At 59.8% G+C, this 22,664-nt stretch carries 17 protein-coding genes and 1 tRNA gene; 13 read left to right on the top strand and 5 right to left on the bottom strand.

Features of this window, described 5'->3' with window-relative positions; translation table 11 throughout:
• The first annotated feature begins 18 nt into the window (after positions 1–18).
• The 5 genes from rfbB to F4V58_RS00815 all read left to right on the top strand — a co-directional run bounded on the left by rfbB (position 19) and on the right by F4V58_RS00815 (position 5,705).
• Positions 19–1,026 (top strand): dTDP-glucose 4,6-dehydratase, encoded by a 1,008-nt coding sequence (rfbB, locus tag F4V58_RS00835; protein WP_075732539.1) that lies wholly within the window; start codon positions 19–21, stop codon positions 1,024–1,026.
• Positions 1,027–1,071: 45 nt separating this feature from the next.
• On the top strand, positions 1,072–2,442 hold the full coding sequence (locus F4V58_RS00830) for a sugar nucleotide-binding protein (protein ID WP_075732537.1): 1,371 nt from the start codon (positions 1,072–1,074) through the stop codon (positions 2,440–2,442).
• A gap of 618 nt (positions 2,443–3,060) precedes the next feature.
• Entirely contained in the window at positions 3,061–3,927 is an 867-nt protein-coding gene (rfbA, locus tag F4V58_RS00825) for a glucose-1-phosphate thymidylyltransferase RfbA (RefSeq protein WP_075732535.1), read from the top strand.
• A gap of 6 nt (positions 3,928–3,933) precedes the next feature.
• Complete coding sequence (locus F4V58_RS00820) at positions 3,934–4,821, top strand: DsbA family protein (protein ID WP_084559624.1); 888 nt, start codon at positions 3,934–3,936, stop codon at positions 4,819–4,821.
• Positions 4,822–4,907: 86 nt separating this feature from the next.
• Positions 4,908–5,705: a cytochrome c biogenesis CcdA family protein gene (locus F4V58_RS00815; RefSeq protein ID WP_075732533.1), complete on the top strand. Its 798-nt coding sequence runs from the start codon at positions 4,908–4,910 to the stop codon at positions 5,703–5,705.
• Here F4V58_RS00815 and F4V58_RS00810 read toward each other — a convergent pair.
• Positions 5,702–6,523, bottom strand: coding sequence for a GDSL-type esterase/lipase family protein (locus tag F4V58_RS00810; RefSeq protein ID WP_075736335.1), 822 nt, complete (start codon positions 6,521–6,523; stop codon positions 5,702–5,704). The genes F4V58_RS00815 and F4V58_RS00810 overlap by 4 nt on opposite strands.
• A 214-nt stretch (positions 6,524–6,737) precedes the next feature.
• Between F4V58_RS00810 and F4V58_RS00805 the strand changes: the two genes are divergently transcribed.
• Positions 6,738–8,369, top strand: coding sequence for an AMP-binding protein (locus F4V58_RS00805; protein WP_075732531.1), 1,632 nt, complete (start codon positions 6,738–6,740; stop codon positions 8,367–8,369).
• A gap of 140 nt (positions 8,370–8,509) precedes the next feature.
• Here the strand turns inward: F4V58_RS00805 and F4V58_RS00800 are convergent.
• Positions 8,510–8,585, bottom strand: a tRNA-Thr gene (locus tag F4V58_RS00800).
• A gap of 56 nt (positions 8,586–8,641) precedes the next feature.
• Positions 8,642–9,847, bottom strand: coding sequence for a DNA polymerase III subunit delta' (locus F4V58_RS00795; RefSeq protein ID WP_075732529.1), 1,206 nt, complete (start codon positions 9,845–9,847; stop codon positions 8,642–8,644).
• A 28-nt stretch (positions 9,848–9,875) separates the two neighbouring features.
• Here F4V58_RS00795 and F4V58_RS00790 point away from each other — a divergent pair, with 28 nt between their 5' ends.
• The 5 genes from F4V58_RS00790 to F4V58_RS00770 all read left to right on the top strand — a co-directional run bounded on the left by F4V58_RS00790 (position 9,876) and on the right by F4V58_RS00770 (position 15,819).
• Positions 9,876–11,390, top strand: coding sequence for an adenylate/guanylate cyclase domain-containing protein (locus F4V58_RS00790; RefSeq protein WP_075732527.1), 1,515 nt, complete (start codon positions 9,876–9,878; stop codon positions 11,388–11,390).
• A 610-nt stretch (positions 11,391–12,000) separates the two neighbouring features.
• Positions 12,001–12,567, top strand: coding sequence for a Panacea domain-containing protein (locus tag F4V58_RS00785; RefSeq protein WP_075732525.1), 567 nt, complete (start codon positions 12,001–12,003; stop codon positions 12,565–12,567).
• A gap of 194 nt (positions 12,568–12,761) precedes the next feature.
• Positions 12,762–12,992 (top strand): type II toxin-antitoxin system death-on-curing family toxin, encoded by a 231-nt coding sequence (locus tag F4V58_RS12990; protein WP_075732523.1) that lies wholly within the window; start codon positions 12,762–12,764, stop codon positions 12,990–12,992.
• 104 nt (positions 12,993–13,096) lie between these two features.
• Complete coding sequence (locus F4V58_RS00775; RefSeq protein ID WP_075732521.1) at positions 13,097–14,341, top strand: DUF418 domain-containing protein; 1,245 nt, start codon at positions 13,097–13,099, stop codon at positions 14,339–14,341.
• A gap of 302 nt (positions 14,342–14,643) precedes the next feature.
• Positions 14,644–15,819, top strand: a complete 1,176-nt coding sequence (locus tag F4V58_RS00770) for a DUF418 domain-containing protein (RefSeq protein WP_075732519.1) — start codon at positions 14,644–14,646, stop codon at positions 15,817–15,819.
• A gap of 74 nt (positions 15,820–15,893) precedes the next feature.
• Here the strand turns inward: F4V58_RS00770 and topA are convergent, their stop codons facing one another.
• Complete coding sequence (topA, locus tag F4V58_RS00765) at positions 15,894–18,872, bottom strand: type I DNA topoisomerase (RefSeq protein ID WP_075736333.1); 2,979 nt, start codon at positions 18,870–18,872, stop codon at positions 15,894–15,896.
• A 241-nt stretch (positions 18,873–19,113) separates the two neighbouring features.
• On the opposite strand from topA, the gene F4V58_RS00760 reads away from it, so the two are divergent.
• On the top strand, positions 19,114–19,743 hold the full coding sequence (locus F4V58_RS00760; protein WP_075732517.1) for a DedA family protein: 630 nt from the start codon (positions 19,114–19,116) through the stop codon (positions 19,741–19,743).
• Positions 19,744–19,891: 148 nt separating this feature from the next.
• Here the strand turns inward: F4V58_RS00760 and F4V58_RS00755 are convergent, their stop codons facing one another.
• A complete protein-coding gene (locus F4V58_RS00755) occupies positions 19,892–20,095 on the bottom strand; it encodes a cold-shock protein (RefSeq protein ID WP_075732515.1) in 204 nt (67 codons plus the stop codon).
• Positions 20,096–20,292: 197 nt separating this feature from the next.
• On the opposite strand from F4V58_RS00755, the gene F4V58_RS00750 reads away from it, so the two are divergent.
• Positions 20,293–22,626 carry a DEAD/DEAH box helicase gene (locus tag F4V58_RS00750; protein ID WP_075732513.1) on the top strand — a complete coding sequence of 778 codons (2,334 nt, stop codon included), beginning with the start codon at positions 20,293–20,295 and terminating at the stop codon, positions 22,624–22,626.
• Positions 22,627–22,664: the final 38 nt, after the last annotated feature.

Below are 22,664 nucleotides of genomic sequence, written 5' to 3'. Positions count from 1 at the left end.
GGCATTAGGATAAGCCCTATGACCCACCTCCTTGTCACTGGCGGCGCCGGATTTATTGGCGCCAACTTCTGCCGCCTTATAACCAGCCTGCGCCCCGACTGGCGGGTAACAGTCCTAGACAAACTCACCTACGCCGGCAACCGCGCCAACCTAGCCGGCCCAGCCGGCCCAGCCGGCGGGTCCGTGGAATTTATACACGGGGACATCGCGGACGCCGCTACGGTTGGCCCCCTGGTTGCGGCCGCCGATGCCGTGGTGCACTTTGCCGCCGAATCCCACAATGACAACTCGCTAACGGACCCCACCCCCTTCGTGCAGACCAACTTGGTGGGCACGTTCGTGCTGCTAGAAGCCGCCCGCGCGCACGGGGTACGCTTCCACCACGTCTCCACCGACGAAGTCTTCGGTGACCTAGAAATTGGCGCCGGCACCAAATTCACCGAATCCACGCCTTATAACCCCTCCAGCCCGTACTCAGCTACTAAGGCCGGCAGCGACCACCTAGTGCGGGCCTGGGTGCGCTCCTTCGGGCTTGATGCCACCATCTCCAACTGCTCCAATAACTACGGCCCCTACCAGCACATAGAAAAGTTCATTCCCCGCCAAATCACCAATATTTTGACCGGGCTAACGCCTAAGCTCTACGGCACCGGTGAGCAGGTCCGCGACTGGATCCACGTCGATGACCACAACCGCGCCGTCCTAGACATTCTGGAACGCGGCCGGGGAGGTGAGACCTACAACATCGGCGCAGACCAACCAGACATCAACAACAAACAAGTGCTGGAACTCATCTGCGAGCTCATGGGGGCGGACGGCTACGAGCACGTAGCGGACCGCCCCGGCCACGACCAGCGCTACGCCATGGACGCGGCCAAACTGCGCCGGGAGCTAGGCTGGCAACCGCAATTCACGGACTTACGGGCCGGCCTGGTTGACACCATTGCCTGGTACCGCGCGAATGAACACTGGTGGCTACCAGCCAAGCAAGCCACGGAGGCTAAGTACGCGGCGCGCGGGCAATAGGGATCCGGGCGGGCTCCCGCACCGACGGGGCTATAAGATAGCGGTATGCGCGTTGAACACACCCCCATTGACGGACTCCTGGTACTCCACCTTGACCTGCACGCTGATAACCGCGGCTGGTTCAAGGAGAACTGGCAGCGGGAAAAGATGGTGGCAGCGGGCCTGCCGGACTTCCAACCCGTGCAAAACAACGTCTCCTTCAACGCCACCCGGGGGGCAACCCGTGGCCTGCACGCGGAACCCTGGGACAAGCTGGTCAGCGTGGCCGCCGGCCGGGTCTTCGGCGCGTGGGTGGACGTGCGCGCAGGCTCAGCCACCTTCGGGGAAACATTCACCCTGGAAATTGACGCGGCCGTGGCCGTTTTTGTGCCCTACGGCGTGGCCAACGGCTTCCAGGCCCTAGAAGACGGCACCGCGTACTCCTACCTGGTCAACGCCCACTGGCATGCGGGTGCTAACTACACCATGGTTAACCTAGACCTCATTGACTGGCCGCTGCCGCCCACGGAAGTCTCCGCGAAGGACATGGCCCACCCGGCGCTGTCCGCGATAGAGCCCATGCCCGCCCGCAAGGTGCTGGTCACCGGCGCAAACGGCCAGCTGGGCCGCGCACTGCACCGCCCGTTGGCTGCCGCCGGCTTTGACGCCGAATACGCCACCCGCGCGGAGTTTGATATCACCAACCCCCCAGCCCGCGACTGGTCCACCTACTGGGCCATCATCAACTGCGCGGCCTACAACAACGTCAATGGCGCGGAAGAAAACCGCGCGGCCGCCTGGGCCGTCAACGCCCTGGCCCCGGCCAAGCTGGCGGCCATTGCCACCGCCCACAACCTCACGCTGGTTCACGTATCCACCGACTACATCTTTGGCAACGCTCCTGCGGCAACCGCCTGGACTGAAACCGACACCCCGGCACCACTGAATTTCTACGGCGCGTCCAAAGCCGCCGGTGAGGCCGCCGCCACCGTGGCCCCCAAGCATTACGCCATCCGTACCTCCTGGGTCTTTGGTGACGGCAATAACTTTGTGCGCACCATGGCCCAGCTGGCCAAGCGCGGTGCTGACCCCGCCGTCATACACGACCAGCGCGGCCGCCCCACCTTTGCCGAGGACCTAGCAGGAGGCATAGTCCACCTACTCAAGACCAAGGCCGAATACGGCATTTACAACCTCTCTAACAGCGGGGACCCCGTGGGCCGCGATGAAATAGCCATGGCCACGTTCACCGCCATGGGACAAGATCCCGCCGCAGTCCACCCGGTAACAACGGCGCAATACCAAGAAATGGCCGGCCCGGAAGCACCCCGCCCCCAAGAGTCCACGCTGGATCTATCCAAGATTGAAGCCACCGGCTTTAGCCCAATGCACTGGCGCGCCGCCATAGCGCTGTACACCGACCTCTACGATATCTAGCGGGGCTGGTGTGGGCTGGCCTCAGACTTCACACCTAACTTCACACCCTTGGCCCGCGCTCGCTAGATAAACGCCGCCTACCAGCGCAAACAACTTAACACCCAACTTAACACTTAACTTCACACATGTGTGAAGTTGGGTGTGAAGCTTGGTGGAAAAGCGGGGTTGAAGAAACTGTTTCAATAATGGGCCCAGTTTGCTTTCACTTCGGGACGCCGGGGACACGAGTCCGGCAGTGCGGATAGTTCGAGGTCAACGTTAGGGGCTGTTCGGCCGGTTGTTCTGACTCTCTGCTGCACTCCCTGGGAGAAGTCATGACGGGAAAAGCCTTGCGGTTTCCGTGGTTGCTGTTAAAACTGTGCGGCAACAGCGGGTTCGCAGTTCCTGTGGGCCTATTGCGGTTATAAAATAACCCCAACCGGGTTACAGCCGGTTGAGGTTATCGATCCTTAAAGGCCCAGGTGAAGAATCGCGGAAACGAACTTCACTGTAACGGTCGCAAAGTTAAGAACTCCGCTTGCCACGTTCAGGATTGCGAGTCCTGTGGCGGCGGGGTTCCCTTTTTTGTGACCGGGCGGGGCGCGGCTTGTCTGGACTAATGAACTAGACTTGGGCGCTATGAAAGGCATCATTTTGGCGGGCGGCTCCGGTACGCGCCTTTATCCCATCACTAAGGGCATCTCCAAGCAACTCATGCCAATTTATGACAAGCCCATGATCTACTACCCGCTAACCACGCTCATCCAGGCGGGGATTAATGAGATTTTGATCATCACCACGCCGGAGGACCAGGCGGCATTCGAGCGGCTATTGGGGGACGGGTCCCAGTTTGGGGTCATGCTGCACTACGCAGTGCAACCCAAGCCGGAGGGCCTGGCGCAGGCCTTCATCATCGGCGCGGACTTCATTGGTGATGACAGCGTGGCCCTGGTCTTAGGGGACAACATTTTTGACGGCTACGGCTTCACGGCGGCGCTGGCGCAAACCCGGGGTCTGCGCGGCGGCACTATCTTTGCCTACGAGGTATCAGACCCGGAGCGCTACGGCGTGGTGGAATTTGACCCGGCCGGAAACGCCCTGAGTATCGAGGAAAAACCGGCACATCCAAAATCCAACTTTGCCGTGGTGGGCCTGTATTTCTACGATAATTCCGTGGTGGATATCGCCCGTACCATTAAGCCTTCTGCGCGCGGGGAATTGGAGATAACGGCCATCAACGCAGAGTACCTGCGCCGGGGGCGGCTCCAAGTCCAGCGCATGCAGCGCGGGGATGTGTGGTTAGACACCGGAACGGTAGACTCCATGAGCGAGGCTTCCAGTTTCGTCGAAGTCTTGCAAAAGCGCACCGGGGCCATCATCGGTTCCCCCGAGGTAGCCGCCTATAAACAAGGCTTCATCAACCGCGCCACGCTTGAGGCCCTGGCGCGCCCATTGGTTAAATCCGGCTACGGTGATTATTTACTCACCGCCGCCCGCGAAGATTAGGAAACTATGACTAACGTTGACAAAACCCAGCCCGCTTCCGCCGAAACCGCAAAGGGGGTATCGGCAGTACCAAAGCTGGTGTGGGTCCTGGTGGCCATCATCGCCGTCATGGCGCTAGCGCTGGGGTACCTGTTGGGCACCCGCGGCGCGGAACCGAAGACCCCGGCGGTGGCGGAGCCCACTGGCACTAGCACTGCCACTGCCGCTGCCACTGCCACTGCCACCACCAGCGCCGCGGCAGATGGAGGCACGCCGGCGCTCAACGTCGCAGACCCCAAGGTAGGCGAAGGTGCCCTGTTATGGGGCCCCAGCGTCCCGCTGAGCCAGCTGAAAGAGGCCTCCCAGGTCCACCGGCGCATGGCCAATGACCCCTTTGCCATCGGAGATGTCAACGCGCCCGTGGTCATTAGCGAATTCTCCGATTTCGAATGCCCATTCTGCTCCCGCCACGCCAACCAAACCTTCCCCGAACTACTGAAATACGTGGAAGACGGCACCGTGCGCATTGAGTGGAATGACTTCCCCATCAACGGCCCCAACGCAGAAGCCGGTGCCAAGGCCGGCCGCGCGGCCGCAGAGCAAGGCAAGTTTGAGGAATACAAGACCGCCGCGTTTGCCGCCAGCAAAGACGTTCAGGGCCACCCCAACTTTGGCATCGAGGACTTTGTGAAATTTGCCAAGCAGGCAGGCGTGCCCGACCTAGAGCAATTCCGCGCCGATGCCACCAGTGACAAGTACGATGACGCCATCGACCACGCCAAGTCCTACGCCTCCTCCCTAGGAATCACGGGCACCCCGGCCTTTATCATCGGAGAAACCTTTGTCTCCGGGGCGCAGCCCATCAGCGCATTTGAAGAAGCCATCACCCAGGAACTAGAAAAGGCCGGAAAGTAACACCCCATGCCTAAGCTGCACCCGCTAGTCTATCTATTCATTTTCCTAGTCATACTCACCGCATTTTTGCTGGGGTGGGCGCTGGCATGATTATTACCTCCGGCGTAGTATCCGTGGGCCTCGTGGGGGCCTTCCTGGGCGGCGTGTTATCACTGATTAGCCCCTGTTCCGCGCTGTTGCTGCCAGCGTTCTTTGCCTACGCTTTCACCAGCAAAAGGCGGCTGCTGGCACGAACCTTCGTGTTCTTCCTGGGCCTATGCGCCACGCTGGTGCCCATCGGCACCGGCCTGGCTAGCGTACTGGCCGCACACCGCGAGGAAGCCGTGACAATAGGCGGCGGCGTCATCATTGCCCTGGGCGTGTACTCCTTCCTAGGCTTTGGCTTTAATATCCCCTGGTTATCCAAAATCAGCCACCGCGGCTCCACCTTCCTGATGGGCGCGGTCTACGGCTTTGCCGGTTTTTGCGCCGGGCCGCTGCTGGGCGCGGTGCTGACCACTGCTGCGGTTAGCGGCTCGGCTGCCTACGGCGCGCTGATCATGGCATCGTACGCCCTGGGCATGGCAACGCCGCTGTTCTTCCTGGCGCTAGTGTGGGAAAAACTCCAACCAGACCGCTGGCTGCGCGGACGCGAAGTCACGCTGGGGCCCATCCGCACCAACACCTTGTCCATGCTGTCCGGGCTGGTCTTCATAGGTATAGGCGTGGTATTCCTCACCTCCTACGGCACGGCGCACCTGCCCACCTTCCTGGACACAGACGCGCAATTCGCGGTTCAGGAGTGGGTACGTCAGTTCAGCACCAAAATCTCCGACACCTGGACGCTTTTTGGCCTCTCCCTCCTGGCCACCGTGGTGGTAGGAGCCAAGGCCTGGAAACTTTAGCGCCGGGCCAAAATATCCGCGATGTACTCATGCCCGTGGGCGTTGAGGTGCAGCGGCAAGTTGCGCCCATAAGGCCCGAAGTCAATCAGGCCGGACCACATGCGGTCCTGGTCGCTAGCGCACATGCCGTTGTCCCGGGTAAGCCCCTTCAGATCCACGAACTCCACGCCGGTGGCGTGCGCCAGATCAACCTGCATCCACTGCGCGGCGTCCTCGTAGAACCGCATCTGCGGCATGGGGGTGGCGTCCAGGTTTAGGTTATTGCCCAAGTGGATAAGGCAGTAGTTCTCACCCGCGCCAATAGTCGGATAGCCCACAATCTGCAGCCGCGCATGGGGCGCAACCTGCCGGATGCGGTGGATAATAGGGGCAGTGGCCGCCACCCAGCGGGCGCGCATTTCCTCCATGGTGAGGGTCTTGTTGTTATAAGTGTCATTAAACCCGGCCGCGAAGATCACCCGCTGGGTATCCACGTTCAGCGCCCCGGTGGAAATAGCATAATCAACCTGCGCCGCCACCAGTGGCCCATCGGACATGGTTACCGCCCCGGAACAGGAGAAATCATGCACCGGTAGCCCCAACCTGTCCCCCAAACGCTTGGCATAGTTGTGCGAAGAAGGGCAGTTTGCGCCATAAGGGACCTGGGAGCTGCCGTCCGCCAGGCTGGACCCGCTAGACCCGCTGGAGCCACCAAAGGAGCTCATTCGGTCAACGAGGTAGATTCCTATTCCCGGGTCCGCCAGCACCGAGTCCCCAAAAGCCACCAGGTTGCGTTCCTGCGCCCGTGCCTGCGGGACGGACATCAGCGCCGCGACCATTAGCGTAGCCAGGAGCGCCACCCATACCGAAAGCGCACGGGATAGTTTCTTGGCAATTATTTCCACGGCGGTTCTCCCCACACTGGTAGTACTTTTAGGGTAGCAAAACTATAAATCCTGCCACTTTGGTAACATACCCTACCGTAAGTTGTAGCAATTCGCCCTCGCCTTTCCACCCCCTGCGCTGCACCGACCTAATCCGAAGGAAACCCTAATGGCCCCATCTTTAGAAAACGCCGCCTTTCACGCCTCGGCGGCCGCAGATTTGGCCCGCACCCTCCTGCGCAGCGGAATAGTCAGCCCGGAAGGCGGACTCAAACCCGCCCTAGCCAACCCCGTGCTGCTAGCGCGCTACCGCTTCACCACCACGCGCGAACTGGAACAAGGCGCCCGGTCCTGCCCGGACCGCATAGCCCTCATCGATGACCACGGCACCTTGAGCTACCAACAACTACGCAACCACTCCCGCACCTTCGCGCAATACCTGCAACGCACCCACGGCAACGGCGTGCGCCTAGGCATCATGTGCCGCAACGGACGCGCGCCCATCATTGCGCTGGGCGCCAAAGGCTACACAGACACCACCGTGTTCATGCTCAACATCGGTTCCTCCGCACAGCAACTGCGCGCCACCATGGAAGAAAACCACATCAACGTCCTGGTCATCGACTCCGAATTCGCCCCGCGCGTGCCAACCGACTACCCCACCCCGGTCGACGTCATCATTGGCCACCACGCCGGCCCCACCGACCACCTGACCCTGGAAAAGATTGCCAACTCCGCGCGGCAATACCGCGATGAAAAACTCCCTCTCATCCCCAACCTGGGGAAGGTAGTGCTCATGTCCTCCGGCACCACCGGAACCCCCAAGGGGATTGTGCGCGACGAGCCCAAAATCCCCTACATCCTTACCTCCGCCATGGAACGCATGCCCTGGCGCGCCAACCAACGGGTCCTCCTTACCGCGTCCATCTTCCACACCTGGGGATGGGGCTGCCTCAACGTGGCACTCGGCGCCCGCAACACCATAATTACCCACCGCGTTTTTGACCCCGAACAAAGCCTTGAGGACCTGCAACGCTACGCCATAGACGGCATGATCTCCTCCCCCGTCATGTATAAACAGATGGTGGCGGCAGACCCCCGCCGCCAGTACAACACCTCAACACTTAAATTCATCGCGTCCTCCGGACACGCACTAGACCCCGAGCTAGTGCGCACCACCAATGAGCGCTTCGGTGAAATCCTCCACAACTTCTACGGCTCCACAGAAATCTCCCTAGCCGCCGTGGCCAGCAACGAAGACCTGGCCAAAGACCCCACCGTGGCCGGCAGGATTGCCTCCGGTACCCGGATAAAGATCCTCGATGAGCACCACAACGAGGTCCCCACGGGCGAAATCGGAGAAATCTACCTCCGCAACGGCATGACCATGACCGGCTACACCCGCCCCGGGATGGAGGTGGAATACGTAGACGGCATGGTATCCATCGGCGACTACGGCTACCTTGACGCCGGTGGCCTGCTACACGTGTGCGGGCGCGTGGATGACATGATCATCGTGGGCGGGGAAAACGTCCACCCCCAATCCGTATCCAGCGTGCTAGAAGCGCTGCCGGGAATCAAAGAAGTCCACGCCGGCGGCGTTAGCGACGAACAATCCTTCGAGCGCATTGCCGTATGGGTAGTAAGAACCAACGACGCCGCCGGTAAAGCCCTAGACGCCCACACCATCCAAGACTTTGTCCGCGAACGGCTAGCTGACCACTCCATCCCCCGCGACGTGCACTTCCTTGATAAACTCCCGCGCAACGCCACCGGCAAGGTGGTTCCGCGGCTGCTCTGAGCCTGCGGGCCGGCCGGCTGAGCGGCAACACCCACATCCACGCCACGACAAGCCCAACTCTGGAGTCCCGAAGCGCCCGCCCCCTAGTCCCGCCATGGTGAAACCCCCGGCCTAGTTAAAAGCCGGGGGCGGGGGTTGGGTGGAGCCGCTTGTGAGAATCGAACTCACGACCTTTTCATTACGAGTGAAACGCTCTACCGACTGAGCTAAAGCGGCGCGTCTGTTAAAAGCAGACTCAGCCATTCTATAGGACTACGCGAGAAAGTGGAAAATTAGCCCGTCCCGCAGGCCAAACGCAGCCGGCCCACCAATCCGTCAAAGGCAATAGCCGGGGACACATTCTGCTCAATACGCAGCCGGCACGTGTGGATGGCGTCCTGGCAAGCCAGCAGGCCGTCCTCCGTGACCTTGGCAGCTAATTCCCCGCTCAGGCCGGCGAAGTCCGGATGAACCAACTCAACTTGGGCACCAACCTTGAGCATGAGGGCGTCGCGGTAAATGCCCGCCAAATCCACCAGCACCAAGTCCAGCTGATCCCGCACCCGGCGCGTGCCGCGGGTCTTCTGCTTCTTCTCCAGCTCCTTCACGGCCGTTTCCATGCCATCCTTAGCTTTGGCCGTCCCCCGCCCGCGCCCGCCCGCGCCAAAAGCCACGCGCAGCTTATCCACCTCCGCCGCGTCCGCCTCCTTATGTGACTCCTTGGCCATCTTCTCCACGTTTTTTACCAACCGCCCCACGGCAGCAAAGCCGCCGGAGCCGCAGAAGATGTCCTCCGCCAAATTGATAGACATAGCCCGGCGCTGTTGAATCTCCGGAGTGCTGACCAATTTGCGGGCGCGCCCAATATGGCGCAGCGAGGTCACCGCCGCCAGGCGGGAATCCTTCTCCGCAAAACCTTCACTGACCAGCTGGGCCACGATGTCATCGACAGTAGGGGTAGGGATGTAGAGGTGCCGGCAGCGCGAACGCAACGTCTGCGAAAAGTCCTGGGGATCATCCGAAGGCGCGCACATGATCATCACCGTGGAGGCAGTAGGCTCCTCCACCGTCTTCAACAGGGCGTTAGCGGCGCTGTTAGAAAGACGGTCCGCGTTATCAAAGATAATGACCCGCCACGGCGCCACCGTAGGCCGCCGGGCAGCAGACTCCACCACGTTGCGCACCGAATCAACCGAAATGGACAGCTCCTGGGGTTCAATGAACACCAGGTCAGTATGCCGGCCATGCTTAATGATTCCCACACAGGACTCACAATTGCCACAACCCAAACCGGGTTCCACCGGGCACATAATTGCCGCCGCAAAATACAACGCAGTCGTGGAACGCCCGGAACCCGGTGGCCCCGTAAACAGCCAAGAATGCGTCATGGCGCGGGGGTCACTGCCTTCTATTTTCGCCGCTGCCTTAGCAGCCGCGACCACCGTCTCCCGCACCGCAGGGGATCCACCTAGAAGCTCATAAACATTCGGGTTACTCACCCTCCCCAGCCTAGTAGAGTATTAAAGTATGAGAAGACTACTGCGCGCGGCCTCGTGGCTGATGCACACCAACTGGCCCGTTTATGCCGCCCTGGTATTAGGCGGAAACCTGCTAGGCGCAGTAGCCATCATGACCTTCGTCCGTTTCCTCCCCATGACTGAAGTCGATGAATTTGCCAGGAACACACCGCACCTCGGGGTCATCGGCATCGTGTACCTTCTCTTTGCCATCGCTGTAGGCATGCTGGCAACCATCACCCTATTCCGGCCAGTACTGGACTGGCAACGCCACCCCGAAAACTATGATCCCAACATGATCCGCGGCCTAGTGCTGCGAATCCCCGCCTATCAGGCGGTGATAACGGCCCTGGTGTGGGGCATCGGCATCATCACCGCCGCCGTCATGGCGCTAAATTCCTCCCTGCGCCTGGCCGTGGTGATGACAGTAAGCACCACCCTGGCCGGCATGGTCATCGTGCTACTGACCTACCTACAGGCGGAAAACCTCGTACGCCCCATTGCCGCCACCGCACTGGCCCGGCGCTTCGAAGACTCCACCCTAGAGCCGCCTATCAAATTCCGCCTACTCACCGCCTGGGTAATGACCTCCGGGCTGCCACTGGTGGGAATCATCATGCTCACCTGGGCCCGCCACTCCAACTGGCTACAAGACGGAATCTCCGTACACGTGGCAGCCCTGGCCGCAGCCGCCCTGGCCACCGGCTTTGCCGGCACCTACTACGCCATGCACTCCGTGGTAGACCCCATCATTGAGCTCAAAGACGCCATCATGCGCGTGCGCCGCGGAGACAACACCGTAGAAGTTGACATCTACGACGGCTCCGAACTTGGCGTTCTACAATCCGGCTTCAACGAAATGATGCGCGGACTGCGGGAACGCCAACGCGTACGCGAAGTCTTTGGCCGCTACGTGGGAAATGAAGTAGCCCAACGCGCGCTCGACGAACACCCACAACTAGGCGGCGAATACCGCACCGTGGCAGTCATCTTCATTGACGTGATTGGCTCCACCACCTACGCCACCGAACACACCGCTGAGGAAGTAGTAGACGCACTCAATAAATTCTTCGAAGTAGTAGTGGACGTAGTTCACCGCAATCGCGGAATCATCAACAAATTTCAGGGCGACGCCGCCCTAGCCATCTTTGGTGCCCCCTCCAACGTCTACGACTCCACCTCCATGGCTCTCCAGGCCGCCCGCGAACTACGGCTGGAACTCAAAGACCTGGAACTCCAAGCCGGCGTAGGCGTGTGCGCGGGCCACGTGGTGGCCGGGCACATCGGCGGCAAGGAACGCTTTGAATACACCGTGATTGGCGATGCCGTCAACGAGGCCGCCCGCCTGACCGAATGGGCCAAGGACACCCCAGGCCGCGTGCTCACCAACGCCGCCACGCTTAAGACCGCCAACGAAGCCGAGCAGGCCCGCTGGACCTACATGAAATCCATCGAGCTGCGCGGCCGCCGCCGCATGACCCGGCTGGCCCGGCCCATCCGCGCGACGCTGGCTGATAGGTCCTAGCAGCAGAAAGTAAGTCAACCCCAGGCTAGGGACTGATGCCGCAACGTAGGGTCTTAAGCGTTGCGGCAACAAAACTCATTGAGCCGACCGCCCTATACCTAACCCCAGATCAGGAAAATGCTACCAACGAAGAGAGATAGATCAAGACGAAAGTCCGAAGAAAATTAATTAGTTAAATCTGCAATCCTTAGACTTTCTCCGTCCCTTTCGAAATCCTCCTTCACGTTCTTCAATAGCGTCTCATCGCATAATAAATCCAATGTAACTTGGCCTAGTCCAGTCGCCCCATCAAGAACAGCTTTAACTGCATCTGCACTCCTGGACCACTCAGCAAACTCCTTTGTGTGCAACGCCGCACCACTCTACGGGACTCTACCGAAGCGGAATTATCAGACAGCAAAATTGGATACATGCCTTCATCAAAAAGCGGGACCAACAGGTTCCGAAAACAATCCCCAGATCTACGACTGGAGCGTGGCAACTCGACAAACAGACTACGCTGCGTATGCCAGCAACCCTTGCAGATCTGCAACACCTTGGCTAGGGTCTAGATTTAAACCCCAAAAATTATTGGATAATTTTTGCTACCACCTCGATAAGGAGGCTGGCAATGGCCAACATATTTGACGTCTCTCAATACCTACTGAAACTCCGTCCCGATCTAACGGAGATCGAACTCCACAAGCTGTGCTTCTTCGCCCAAGGGTGGCACACCGCTTGGACTGGACAGCCGTTATTTCCCGACGAAATGGAAGCTTGGAAGCACGGCCCTGTAAGTCCCCAACTGCGCCGTTGCCGAAGAGTGGCCGGAAACCGGGTAACTCGGATCGACGCCGGAAACTCGGACAATCTGAGCGAATACGAACGTCGGGTGATCAAAATGGTGGAGGAATTTTACCAGAATAAACCAGCATTTGGGGCCGATGGAATGTCTGAGCTTAGTCACGGCTTGGCGTGGCGGAAGGCCCGCGGTGAGCTTTCCCCTGATGCTGCCTCTTCAAACCCCATATCCTTAGCTGACATCTTCAAAGAATTTGCACAGCGACTTTACTCCCCGGAAATTACACCTCAACTTCCTACTTATATTCCAAAGATATCTCTGGACCAACTTGAGGAGCACCTCGACGAAATAGAGGATCAGCACCGCGACATACTTCGTGGGCTGGCATACATCTGATGTTGACCAAAGATGAATTGGAGCATCTTGTATCCAAAACAATCGAGATCAACAAAAGATGCTCTAAACGTCCGGAACCATACGCTGGCTATGCGTTACGCGATGAAGGAGGCCTTCGCAGCGCATTAAACTCTGTATTTCAAAGTTTCGGTGGAGAATTCGCCTACCCCACTGTATTTGAGTAAGCCGCTGCGTTGCTCTACAAAATCGTTAAGGCACATGCCTTCATCGATGGAAATAAACGTACGGGCTACGAACTTAGTCTGGCATTTCTTCGCTGTCAGAAAATTGAAATCCGCCCTCCTTCGAATCAGTCTGCAATTAACATGGTCATTCAAATCGCTGAATCCACAGCGAGCCAAAAAGAAACAATTGCTCAAGTGACGCGTTCTCTCTCATCTTGGGCATTTCCAATCCTGGAGTGACACCTGCGGGTAACTGCACGGCAATCTCCCGTTGGAAGCTGCAGCGGATCCGGGGTCCCACGCTGGACGCTGCCAGGCGCGGTCCGCGCTGGTATCTTCGAGGCATGAGACTATTGGTTCCAGACGTTGCACGCGGTTTAGCTTTGTTAGGTATAGCGCTGGCAAATGCTCCGACCGTATGGTTTATAGATGATAAGACAGAGCGCGCCGACTTCTTCGGCGGCGCCACCACCACCCTCGATGACGCCACGGTGATAGGCACCGCAGTGACCACCCACATGCGCGGACTACCCATGTTCTCCACGCTGCTAGGGTTTGGCATTGGGCTCATTGCCTTGAGCCTGTGGAAGAAGGGCTTTCCACTGCCCCAGGCGCGAAAGGTTCTACTCAAGCGCTACGGTTTCCTGGCGGTGCTCGGAGCCCTCCACAGCACCTTCATCTTTGTCGGGGACATCATGTTCTACTACGGGATGTGCGGGATGCTTTTTGCCGCCTTGCTTACCGTCTCCAACAAAGTTCTGAAAAGATTTGCCTACGCCATCCTAACCATCTCGGTGGTGGGGTCAATCCTCTTGGCAGCCCTATCCGGCGGGTCTCTCGAAGAAATCCCACAATCCGGCTTGCTTGACCTAATTGAGCCTCACCCCGACACCTACGGTGGACTTGTGTTGGAGAATTTTTTGGCCACGCTTCTGGCGATTTTCGTCCTGCCACTAATGGCCTGGGATATTGTGCCGGTCATGCTCATTGGGTTCGTATGGGCACGCCAGGGCACCCTCACCAACCCCACCGAACACCGCCGGGAGCTCTACACCTGGCTAGTACTTGGCGCGATTATCGCGTTTGGGGTGGGAATCCCGTGGGGCCTTGGTGCCATCGGAGTACTTCCGGAAAACATCTATTTAGCGTTTGAAATCTTGAACCTCTACGCCGGAGTCCTGACCGGCCCCGCCATTTTGGCCTTCCTGACCCTGATATTGCATAAGACTCAGGAGCGGGTGAACGCGGGTGCGCGGGTGCCGCTAGCCCTGCGTATCCCGGCAGCTTTGGGCAAACGCTCCATGAGCGGTTACATCTTCCAATCGCTGGCCTTTGCCGTGGTGGCCTACCCGTTCATGCTGGGGCTGGACCTAGACGCCTTTGGAATGGCCGTGGTGGCCACCACAATTTGGGTCATCTCCCTGGCGCTGGCATGGGGATGGGAAATGGCCGGATGGCGCGGCCCCTTTGAAATCCTGCACCGCCGCTTGTCCTACGGCCCAGCGGGGACCCCACAGCTTACGAGCAACCCCCATGCCCCGGCCACGCAGAACAATGCCTCCCAGGCAATCCCGCCACAGCCAATGTAACGGCCAAAATCTCGCGAAACCTGCCACTTTCTAGATGCGGAAAGACCCGCTGCGTTATCCCGCGCCGGCCCTAAGCAACTAGCGGTGCGCGCTTGTACCGCGCTTCTACGCCCCAGTGGAAGACTTCTCCAACAGCCCCACACGGACCAACCCCGGAACGTCTTTCCTGTCGCTAGATGTAAACCCTAACGTGTCGCTCAAGATCCAAATGTAGAAAGTCTGCTGATCGCGTTCAAACCCGTCTTCAGGACATCAAATTACGATAGGGACGCCCCCTGTAATGCTACTGGTATCTTCGGGGCATGAGACTTTTAGTTCCTGACGTAGCCCGCGGCCTGGCGCTGCTGGGGATTGCCATGGCCAATGCCCCCACCGCCTGGTTTACCGATGATGTGGATGAGCGCGCAGACTTCTTTGGCGGAGCGCACAGCGGCCTTGATGACGCGACGGTACTAGCAACCGCCGTGACCACCCACGTGCGCGGCCTGCCTATGTTCTCCACGCTGCTGGGATTTGGCATCGGGCTCATAATGATGAGCCTGTGGAAGCGCCAGTACCCAGCGCAGCGCGCCCGCACAGTTGTAATGAAACGCTATGCATTCCTGGCGCTGTTTGGCGCTATACACTGCATATTCATCTTCCACGGTGACATCATGTTCCTCTACGGGATATGTGGCGTGGCCTTCGGGTTGTTATTTATGTTGAAAAACTCCACCTTGCTGGCGATTGCGTACACCGGGCTAGCAATCGGTTCAACAGGCGGGATCATTTTGTCCAGCTTTTCAAGCCTTGTCGAAGACTCCAGCCAACTTGTCTCCGCTGAAGGTCTGGGAGTGGACTCGCAAAATTACGGAATACTTGTCTTATACAACGGGGGATTTTTCCTACTCCAGCTACTAGCTCTGCCCCTGTTTGTATTCCAGCTCATGCCTTTGATGATCATCGGCTTTGTGTGGGCCAGGCGCGGCGTGCTGGCCAACCCGGATGAGCACCGGCGCGAGCTGGGTATCTGGGCCACCATCGCCGCGGTAGTTGCCGTGGGCGTGGGCGTCCCATGGGGGCTGGCAGCACTAGATGTCCTGCCGCCTACCGTGGAAGCCGTGACTCTCACGCTTAACCAATCACTTGGTTTGCTCACCGGCCCCGGAATCCTGGCCGGCCTGGCGTTGCTTTTAAACCGCCGTCAAAAGGCCGTGTGGGCCGGCGCGGCGGTGCCCATCTGGTTGGCCGTACCGGCAGCGCTGGGCAAGCGCTCCATGAGCGGCTACCTGTTCCAATCCTTCGCGTTCGCAGTGCTGGCCTACGGGTTCTTCCTGGGCCTGGACCTAGACGCCTTTGGAATGGCAGCCTACGCCTTTGGCGTGTGGCTGGCCTCCCTGGGACTGGCGTGGGCGCTAGAGGTGGCCGGCAAGCCGGGACCGTTCGAGTGGGTGCACAGGCGCCTGGCGTATGGCCGCACCGGCACACCGCAGCCTTAAGGCCACCGCGCACTTTGCAGGTGACCTGAAGTGCAAGAAAAAGGAGCGCGGGTTCGCGCTCCTTTTCCTTTTGGCTACTTGGCGGTGGCCTTCTTCGTCGCCTTCTTAGTCGCCTTCTTGGTCGCTTTCTTGGTCGCCTTCTTGGTCGCTTTCTTGGTCGCTTTCTTGGTCGCCTTCTTGGTGGCCTTCTTGGTCGCCTTCTTGGTCGCTTTCTTGGTGGCCTTCTTCGTCGCGCGCTTCTTCGGGGCGCTACCGCCGGCGGCCTCCTTGGCGCGGCGCTCGGAGAGCAACTCGTTAGCGCGGGCATCGGTAAGAGCAGCCGGATCATCACCACGGCGAAGCGAGGCGTTCGTGGTGCCGTCAGTGACATACGGGCCAAAACGGCCGTCCTTGACGGTCATCGGCTTGCCGGAGACGTCGTTATCACCCAGCTGCTTGAGCGGCGGCTGCGCAGCGGCACGGCCACGGCGCTTGGGCTCAGCGTAGATACGGCGGGCCTCATCAAGCGAGATGGTGAAAATCTGATCCTCATTAGCCAAAGAGCGGGAATCCGTACCCTTCTTCAAGTACGGGCCGTAACGACCATTTTGAGCGGTGATTACCGCGCCGTCGTCATCAGTGCCCACCTCACGCGGCAGGCTCAGTAACTTCAGCGCTTCCTCAAGAGTCACCGTGCCCGGTTCCATGGAGCTAAACAAAGACGCCGTCTTTGGGCGCAGCGATTCATCGATATACTCCGCCACCCGCTTTTCCTTCTGCTTAGCGGCGGTCTTAGTCTCCCAATTCTTAGCCCGCTTGCCCTCAGCGGCGCGCTGAGCGTCTTCCGCGGCGCGCTCTTTGGCCACCACTTCCTCCGCCTCAGACTCCGCACGGGCGCGCTCATCTTCGCGCACAACCTCCGTGACATAAGGGCCAAAGCGGCCATCCTTGGCCACCACCATACGGCCATTAGCCGGGTTCTCCCCCAGCTCACGACCGCCCTGCGGGGTAGCAAAGAGCTTCTCCGCCAAGGGTTTACCCAGCTCATCCGGGGTAATTGTCTCAGACAGGTTAGCGCGCTGGTACTCCGGGGAACCATCAGCGGTGGCACCCACCTGGCGCTCAATGTACGGGCCAAAGCGGCCCACGCGGACAAACACATCCCGGTCCTGGTCATCCGTGTAAAGCCTGATGGAGTTGACCTGGCGGGCATCAATAGCCTCCAAGTTGACGTCAATGAGGGATTTCAAGCCGCCGTGGCGGGCAATCGAGTTTGCCTTGTCCCCACGCGCGGATTCATCACCGAAGTAGAAAGCGTTGAGCCACTGCGTGCGGTCCTCATTGCCGGTGGCAATGGCGTCTAGCTCATCTTCCATCGAGGAAGTGAAGTCGTAATCCACCAGCTCGGTAAAGTTGTTTTCCAACAAGCCCACCACCGCAAAAGCCACCCAACTGGGTACCAACGCGTTGCCACGGGAGAGCACATAACCACGGTCCTGGATGGTCTTAATAATGGACGCGTACGTCGAAGGGCGGCCGATGCCCAGCTCCTCCATCTTCTTCACCAAGGAGGCCTCCGTATAGCGGGCAGGCGGGTTAGTAGCGTGGCCGTCTGCTGTGACCTCCGTGGCCTTTAGGCCATCGCCCTCCTGGACGTTAGGAAGGTGGTTTTCATCCTTTGGCGTGCCATCATTTTCCATGGCCTTTAAAAAGCCCGGGAAGGTAATCGTGCGGCCGGTGGCGGCAAACTCCACCTCCGGAGTGCCATTAGCGGTCACGGCCGTACCCGCCACCGTGACCTTAACGGAATTGCCCTTCGCGTCAGCCATCTGGGAGGCCACCGTACGCTTCCAGATCAACTCATAGAGCTTGAATTCCTCCGCGTCCAGACTGCCGGAAAGCTGGCCAGGGGTGGCAAAAGATTCACCCGCCGGACGGATGGCCTCGTGCGCTTCCTGGGAGTTTTTGACCTTGCGTTCGTAGACACGGGGGGAGCTGGCTACGTACTCAGATCCGAAGTTATTAGTCGCTGCACTACGGGCGGCATCGAGCCCCTGCTTGGACAGCGCCGTGGAGTCCGTACGCATATAGGTAATGTGGCCGTTTTCGTACAAACGCTGCGCAATACGCATGGTGCGCTCAGAGGTAAAGTGCAAACGCCGCCCGGCCTCTTGCTGCAAGGTGGAAGTCATAAAAGGTGGCTGCGGCTTGCGGGTATAAGGCTTGTGCTCCACATTTGCCACATACATCTGGGAGTCCTGCAGGCCCTCAGCCAAAGCCTTGGCCTCAGCTTCCCCCACCACCGTGACGTTTTTGCCCTTAAGCTCACCGGCGTCGTTGAAGTCCCGGCCGGCGGCCACGCGCTTGCCATCAACGGTGGCCAGGCGGGCATCAAAAGAACGGGGTGTATAAGAAGAACCGGCGTCCACAGTGGCCTGCAAATCCCAGTACTCAGCGGAAACAAAAGCCATACGCTCCCGCTCACGCTCCACAATCACGCGGGTAGCCACAGACTGCACGCGGCCAGCGGACAAGCGGGGCATAACCTTCTTCCACAGCACCGGGGAGACCTCATAGCCATAAAGGCGGTCCAAAATACGGCGGGTTTCCTGGGCGTCAATCAGGTTAACATCCAGCTCACGGGTATTTTCAGCGGCTTCCAAAATGGCGGCCTTGGTAATCTCATTGAACACCATGCGGCGGACCGGAACCTTGGGCTTGAGCACCTCCAGCAGGTGCCAGGCAATAGCCTCACCCTCACGGTCCGGGTCAGTTGCCAGGAAAAGCTGGTCACACTGCTTCAGCTTGGCTTTAAGATCAGCTACCTTCTTCTTCTTGTCCGGGCTCACCACATAAAGCGGCGTGAAGTCATCCTCCGGGTTCACACCCAAGCGCGCCCAAGACTCCTTCTTGAACTTAGCCGGGACATCAGCCGCACCACGAGGAAGGTCACGAATGTGACCCACTGACGCTTCAACAATGTAGTCGCTGCCCAAATACGGCTGAATTTTCTTAGCCTTGGTTGCGGACTCCACGATCACCAGGGTTTTGCCCTGTTTAGCTTCAGATGCCACTTTTGCCACTTCATTCCTTTACCGCAAGACGCGAATTTACTGCACATGGAACGCAGAAATTTTGCCACTTCCGCGCACTGTCTATTCCTTATAGAGTACTTTCAGACTACACAGTATCTAATAGGTCTACTGAACTCCCCCTAAAAGCAGCGGGAAAGAAACTGCTAAACCGGTGTAATGTACATTGATGGGCTACTTTAACACGCGTAACACCTAGCAGTTATTTCAGGAAGGAGTGACAGTGGTCGATAGCGTTGTGAGCGTTATTGAAACGGTCATGGGCACCACGTGGATCTATCCACTCATGGGCGCGTTAATTTTTTTCGACTGTTTCTTCCCCGTACTGCCCTCGGAGGTCCCCCTCAACTTGGTGGGCACGTGGTACGGGGTGCAGGGCTTCCCGGACCTGCGCACCATGTTCATCATCGCAGTAGTAGCCGCCGTCACCGGGGATAACCTCTGCTACCTGCTGTCCACCCGGCTCATCCACTTTGTCAACCGTGCGCAGCCGGGAACCTCCACCTTCCGCGCCCTCGGCTGGGTGCGCCGGAACATGAAACGCAACGCGGGGGCCGCCATAGTGATAGCCCGGTTTATCCCCTCCGCCCGGCTCATCATGACGGTGCTGCTGGGGGCCATGCGCTACCCGTGGCCGCTGTTTTTCTTCTTCGACACCGTAGGCGTTACCATCTGGGCCTTCCAGTCCCTGGCCATCGGCTGGCTAGGCGGCACGCTCTTTGGCGGAAACCCCGCCGTGGCCATAGCCGTGAGTATTCTGGCTGCCGTTGCTTTGGGGTACGGCCTTCAGCGCGGGATCAACGCCTTCCTCAACTGGCGCGATGTCCGGCGCGGGTTTGCCGCCACCCCTTAACCCCCTTAACAGCACCCTGGGCCGCACGCTTGCCCCGCGGCCTGCCGGGTTAGGGTTAAGGGGTTAAGGGGTTAAGGGAGCCCCACAGGGCCCAAAACGCAAAAATCGCGGCCACTGGATTTAACCAATGAGCCGCGAAAGATGAGAACTAGGCTAGGGTAACGCCCTGTGCCTGGGGGCCCTTAGAGCCTTCGCCGATTTCGAATTCGACCTTCTGATCCTCTTCCAAGGTGCGGAAGCCCTTGTCCTGGATTTCAGAGTAGTGAACGAAGACGTCCTCAGAGCCGTCGTCCGGAGTGATGAAGCCGTAGCCCTTTTCAGCGTTGAACCATTTAACGGTACCAAATGCCATTGTTATTTCCTTTGATTGAATCTTTGAATCAGCTGATGCCACAAGCACCCAATTGTTGGAAGCTTGCCGTGAAAAATCTTGTTGCGAGCGCTTGTGGCACGTACATGAGAACTTCAATCAGCTGGTACCCAGTGTGACAGGTTTTCCCGCCAAGCGATAGTCTAGGGGGTAATTCACCAAAGAAAACGGGGGTAGAGATGAGTGAGCCAACCGCGGCCAGGGGGCTGGGACAAGAGCTATCCGACCACCTTGTCACGCGTTTCCCGGAGTCCACCCTCACCCACCTGGAAACCTTGCCAGCCAAGGCCTCTGAGCACGCCCAATGGCCCGACTGGGTGCTGAAACCGGTGCGTGAAAAGCTGGAAAAAAGGGGCATCGGCAAGCTTTATTCGCACCAAACTGCGGTCGCTGAAGCGGCGTGGAACGGCCGCGATGTGGTGATCGCCACAGGGACCTCCTCCGGGAAGTCCTTGGGCTACCAACTACCCATTCTCACGCGCCTAGCGGCCCGCCCAGCGGCCTGCGCGCTATACCTCACGCCCACCAAAGCCCTGGGCTCAGACCAACTCCACGCCGTCATGGAACTCATCCGCGGGATCACGGAACTGCGCGATGTAGCCCCCGCCCCCTATGACGGAGACACCCCCACCGAATCCCGCGCCGGAATCCGGGAATCCTCCCGCTTTGTCTTCACCAACCCGGACATGCTGCACGTTTCCCTGCTTGGACAGCACCAACGCTGGACCCGAATGTTACGCAACCTGGAGTTCATAGTCATCGATGAATGCCACTCCTACCGGGGCGTTTTTGGCACCAACGTTGCACTGGTACTGCGCCGGCTGCTGCGCCTGTGCCAGCACTACGGCGCCAATCCCACGGTGATTTTAGCCTCAGCCACCATGACCGACCCCGCCATCCACGCCCACCGGCTAACCGGGCGCCAAGTCCTGGAAGTAACCCACGACGGCGCGCCCACCGGAGCGCGCACGGTAGCGCTGTGGGAACCCGGCTTCATGGAAGGCGTGGAAGGAATAAACGGCGCCCCGGTCCGCCGGCCCGCCACTACCGAAGCCGCAGACATCATGGCCACCCTGGTGGACCAAGGCGCACGCACCCTGACCTTTGTCCGGTCCCGGCGCGCCGCCGAAACCGTGGCCCTGCGCACCCAAAGAGTGCTCTCCGGGGCGCTGGCCCGGCCTGATTTTGCCAACCGGATTGCCAGCTACCGCGCCGGCTACTTGGCCGAGGACCGCCGCGAGCTAGAACGCCGCCTAGACAACGGGGATCTCCTGGGCGTTGCCACCACCTCCGCACTGGAACTAGGGATTGACGTGGGCGGGCTAGACGCCGTGGTCACCGCCGGATTCCCCGGAACCGTGGCCAGCTTCTGGCAGCAAGCCGGGCGCGCTGGCCGGCGCGGGCAAGGCTCGCTCGTGGTACTGGTGGCCCGGGATGAGCCCATGGACGCCTACCTGGTCCACCACCCGGAGGCCCTGCTGGGCAAACCCGTAGAGGCCAGCGTATTTAACCCCACCAACCCGTATATTTTGCGCGACCACATTCTCTGCGCGGCCCTGGAAAAACCCCTGACGCACGCAGAAGTCACCCAACTAGGCGCGGAAAAAGTAGTGGCGGCCCTGGCCGCAGAAGGCCTGCTCAAACACCGCGCGCGCGGCTGGTTCCCAGCGCCCACTACCCTGCCCCCGCACCGGCAGATGTCCCTGCGCAGCGGCAGCGGCCAGGAAGTCATGATTGTGGACGCCACGGACGGGCGCATGCTGGGCACGGTGGACTCCGCCCGCGCCGCCGCCCAGGTCCACCCCGGCGCGGTGTACCTGCACCAGGGGGAGTCCTTTATCATCGACTCCTTGGACTTCCAGGAGTTCCTGGCCCTGGCGCACCCCGAGGTGCCGGAGTATTCCACCGTTGCCCAATCCGTGACAGACATCCGTATCATCGAAGACCCAGACGGGCTAGAAAACTACTCCCCCGGCCTGTGGGTGGCCAACGTGGCCGTGGAGGTCACCGACCAAGTAGTGGGCTACCAAATCAAACTTGCCGATGGCACCCTAGCCGCCGATGTCCCCCTAGACATGCCGGCACAAACCCTGCACACCCGAGCGGTGGCCTACACCTTGGACCCCGCATTACTGAGCGAGATTGGCATACCGCCCGGCGATGTCCCGGGAACCCTCCACGCCGCTGAGCACGCCGCGATTGGGCTCCTACCGCTGCTGGCCACCTGCGATAGGTGGGACATTGGCGGGGTATCCACCGCACTGCACGCCGACACCCTGCTGCCTACTGTGTTTGTCTACGACGGCCACCCCGGCGGCGCCGGCTTTGCCGACGAAGGCTACCGGCGCTTTCCCGAGTGGATTGAGGCCACCTACCAGGCGGTGCGCTCCTGCCCGTGTGCGGACGGCTGCCCGTCATGCGTGCAGTCACCTAAGTGCGGCAACGGCAACAACCCGCTGAGCAAGGCCGGGGCCATCGCGCTGCTAGGCGCGCTGGTGACCATGACGGCCTAAGCCCCGGCGCACGCCACGCCACGCCAGCCAGCGCATTT

The sequence above is a fragment of the Corynebacterium phocae genome (assembly GCF_008693075.1).
Taxonomy (GTDB): Bacteria; Actinomycetota; Actinomycetes; order Mycobacteriales; family Mycobacteriaceae; genus Corynebacterium; species Corynebacterium phocae.
Note: the sequence above shows the minus strand (reverse complement) of the source record. Positions and strands in the feature narration are given on the sequence as shown.

Coding starts and splice junctions, on each gene's coding strand:
- rfbB (WP_075732539.1), top strand. CDS start 19: ATGACCCACCTCCTTGTCACTGGCGGCGCCGGATTTATTGGCGCCAAC.
- F4V58_RS00830 (WP_075732537.1), top strand. CDS start 1,072: ATGCGCGTTGAACACACCCCCATTGACGGACTCCTGGTACTCCACCTT.
- rfbA (WP_075732535.1), top strand. CDS start 3,061: ATGAAAGGCATCATTTTGGCGGGCGGCTCCGGTACGCGCCTTTATCCC.
- F4V58_RS00820 (WP_084559624.1), top strand. CDS start 3,934: ATGACTAACGTTGACAAAACCCAGCCCGCTTCCGCCGAAACCGCAAAG.
- F4V58_RS00815 (WP_075732533.1), top strand. CDS start 4,908: ATGATTATTACCTCCGGCGTAGTATCCGTGGGCCTCGTGGGGGCCTTC.
- F4V58_RS00810 (WP_075736335.1), bottom strand. CDS start 6,523: ATGGTCGCGGCGCTGATGTCCGTCCCGCAGGCACGGGCGCAGGAACGC.
- F4V58_RS00805 (WP_075732531.1), top strand. CDS start 6,738: ATGGCCCCATCTTTAGAAAACGCCGCCTTTCACGCCTCGGCGGCCGCA.
- F4V58_RS00790 (WP_075732527.1), top strand. CDS start 9,876: ATGAGAAGACTACTGCGCGCGGCCTCGTGGCTGATGCACACCAACTGG.
- F4V58_RS00785 (WP_075732525.1), top strand. CDS start 12,001: ATGGCCAACATATTTGACGTCTCTCAATACCTACTGAAACTCCGTCCC.
- F4V58_RS00775 (WP_075732521.1), top strand. CDS start 13,097: ATGAGACTATTGGTTCCAGACGTTGCACGCGGTTTAGCTTTGTTAGGT.
- F4V58_RS00770 (WP_075732519.1), top strand. CDS start 14,644: ATGAGACTTTTAGTTCCTGACGTAGCCCGCGGCCTGGCGCTGCTGGGG.
- F4V58_RS00755 (WP_075732515.1), bottom strand. CDS start 20,095: ATGGCATTTGGTACCGTTAAATGGTTCAACGCTGAAAAGGGCTACGGC.
- F4V58_RS00750 (WP_075732513.1), top strand. CDS start 20,293: ATGAGTGAGCCAACCGCGGCCAGGGGGCTGGGACAAGAGCTATCCGAC.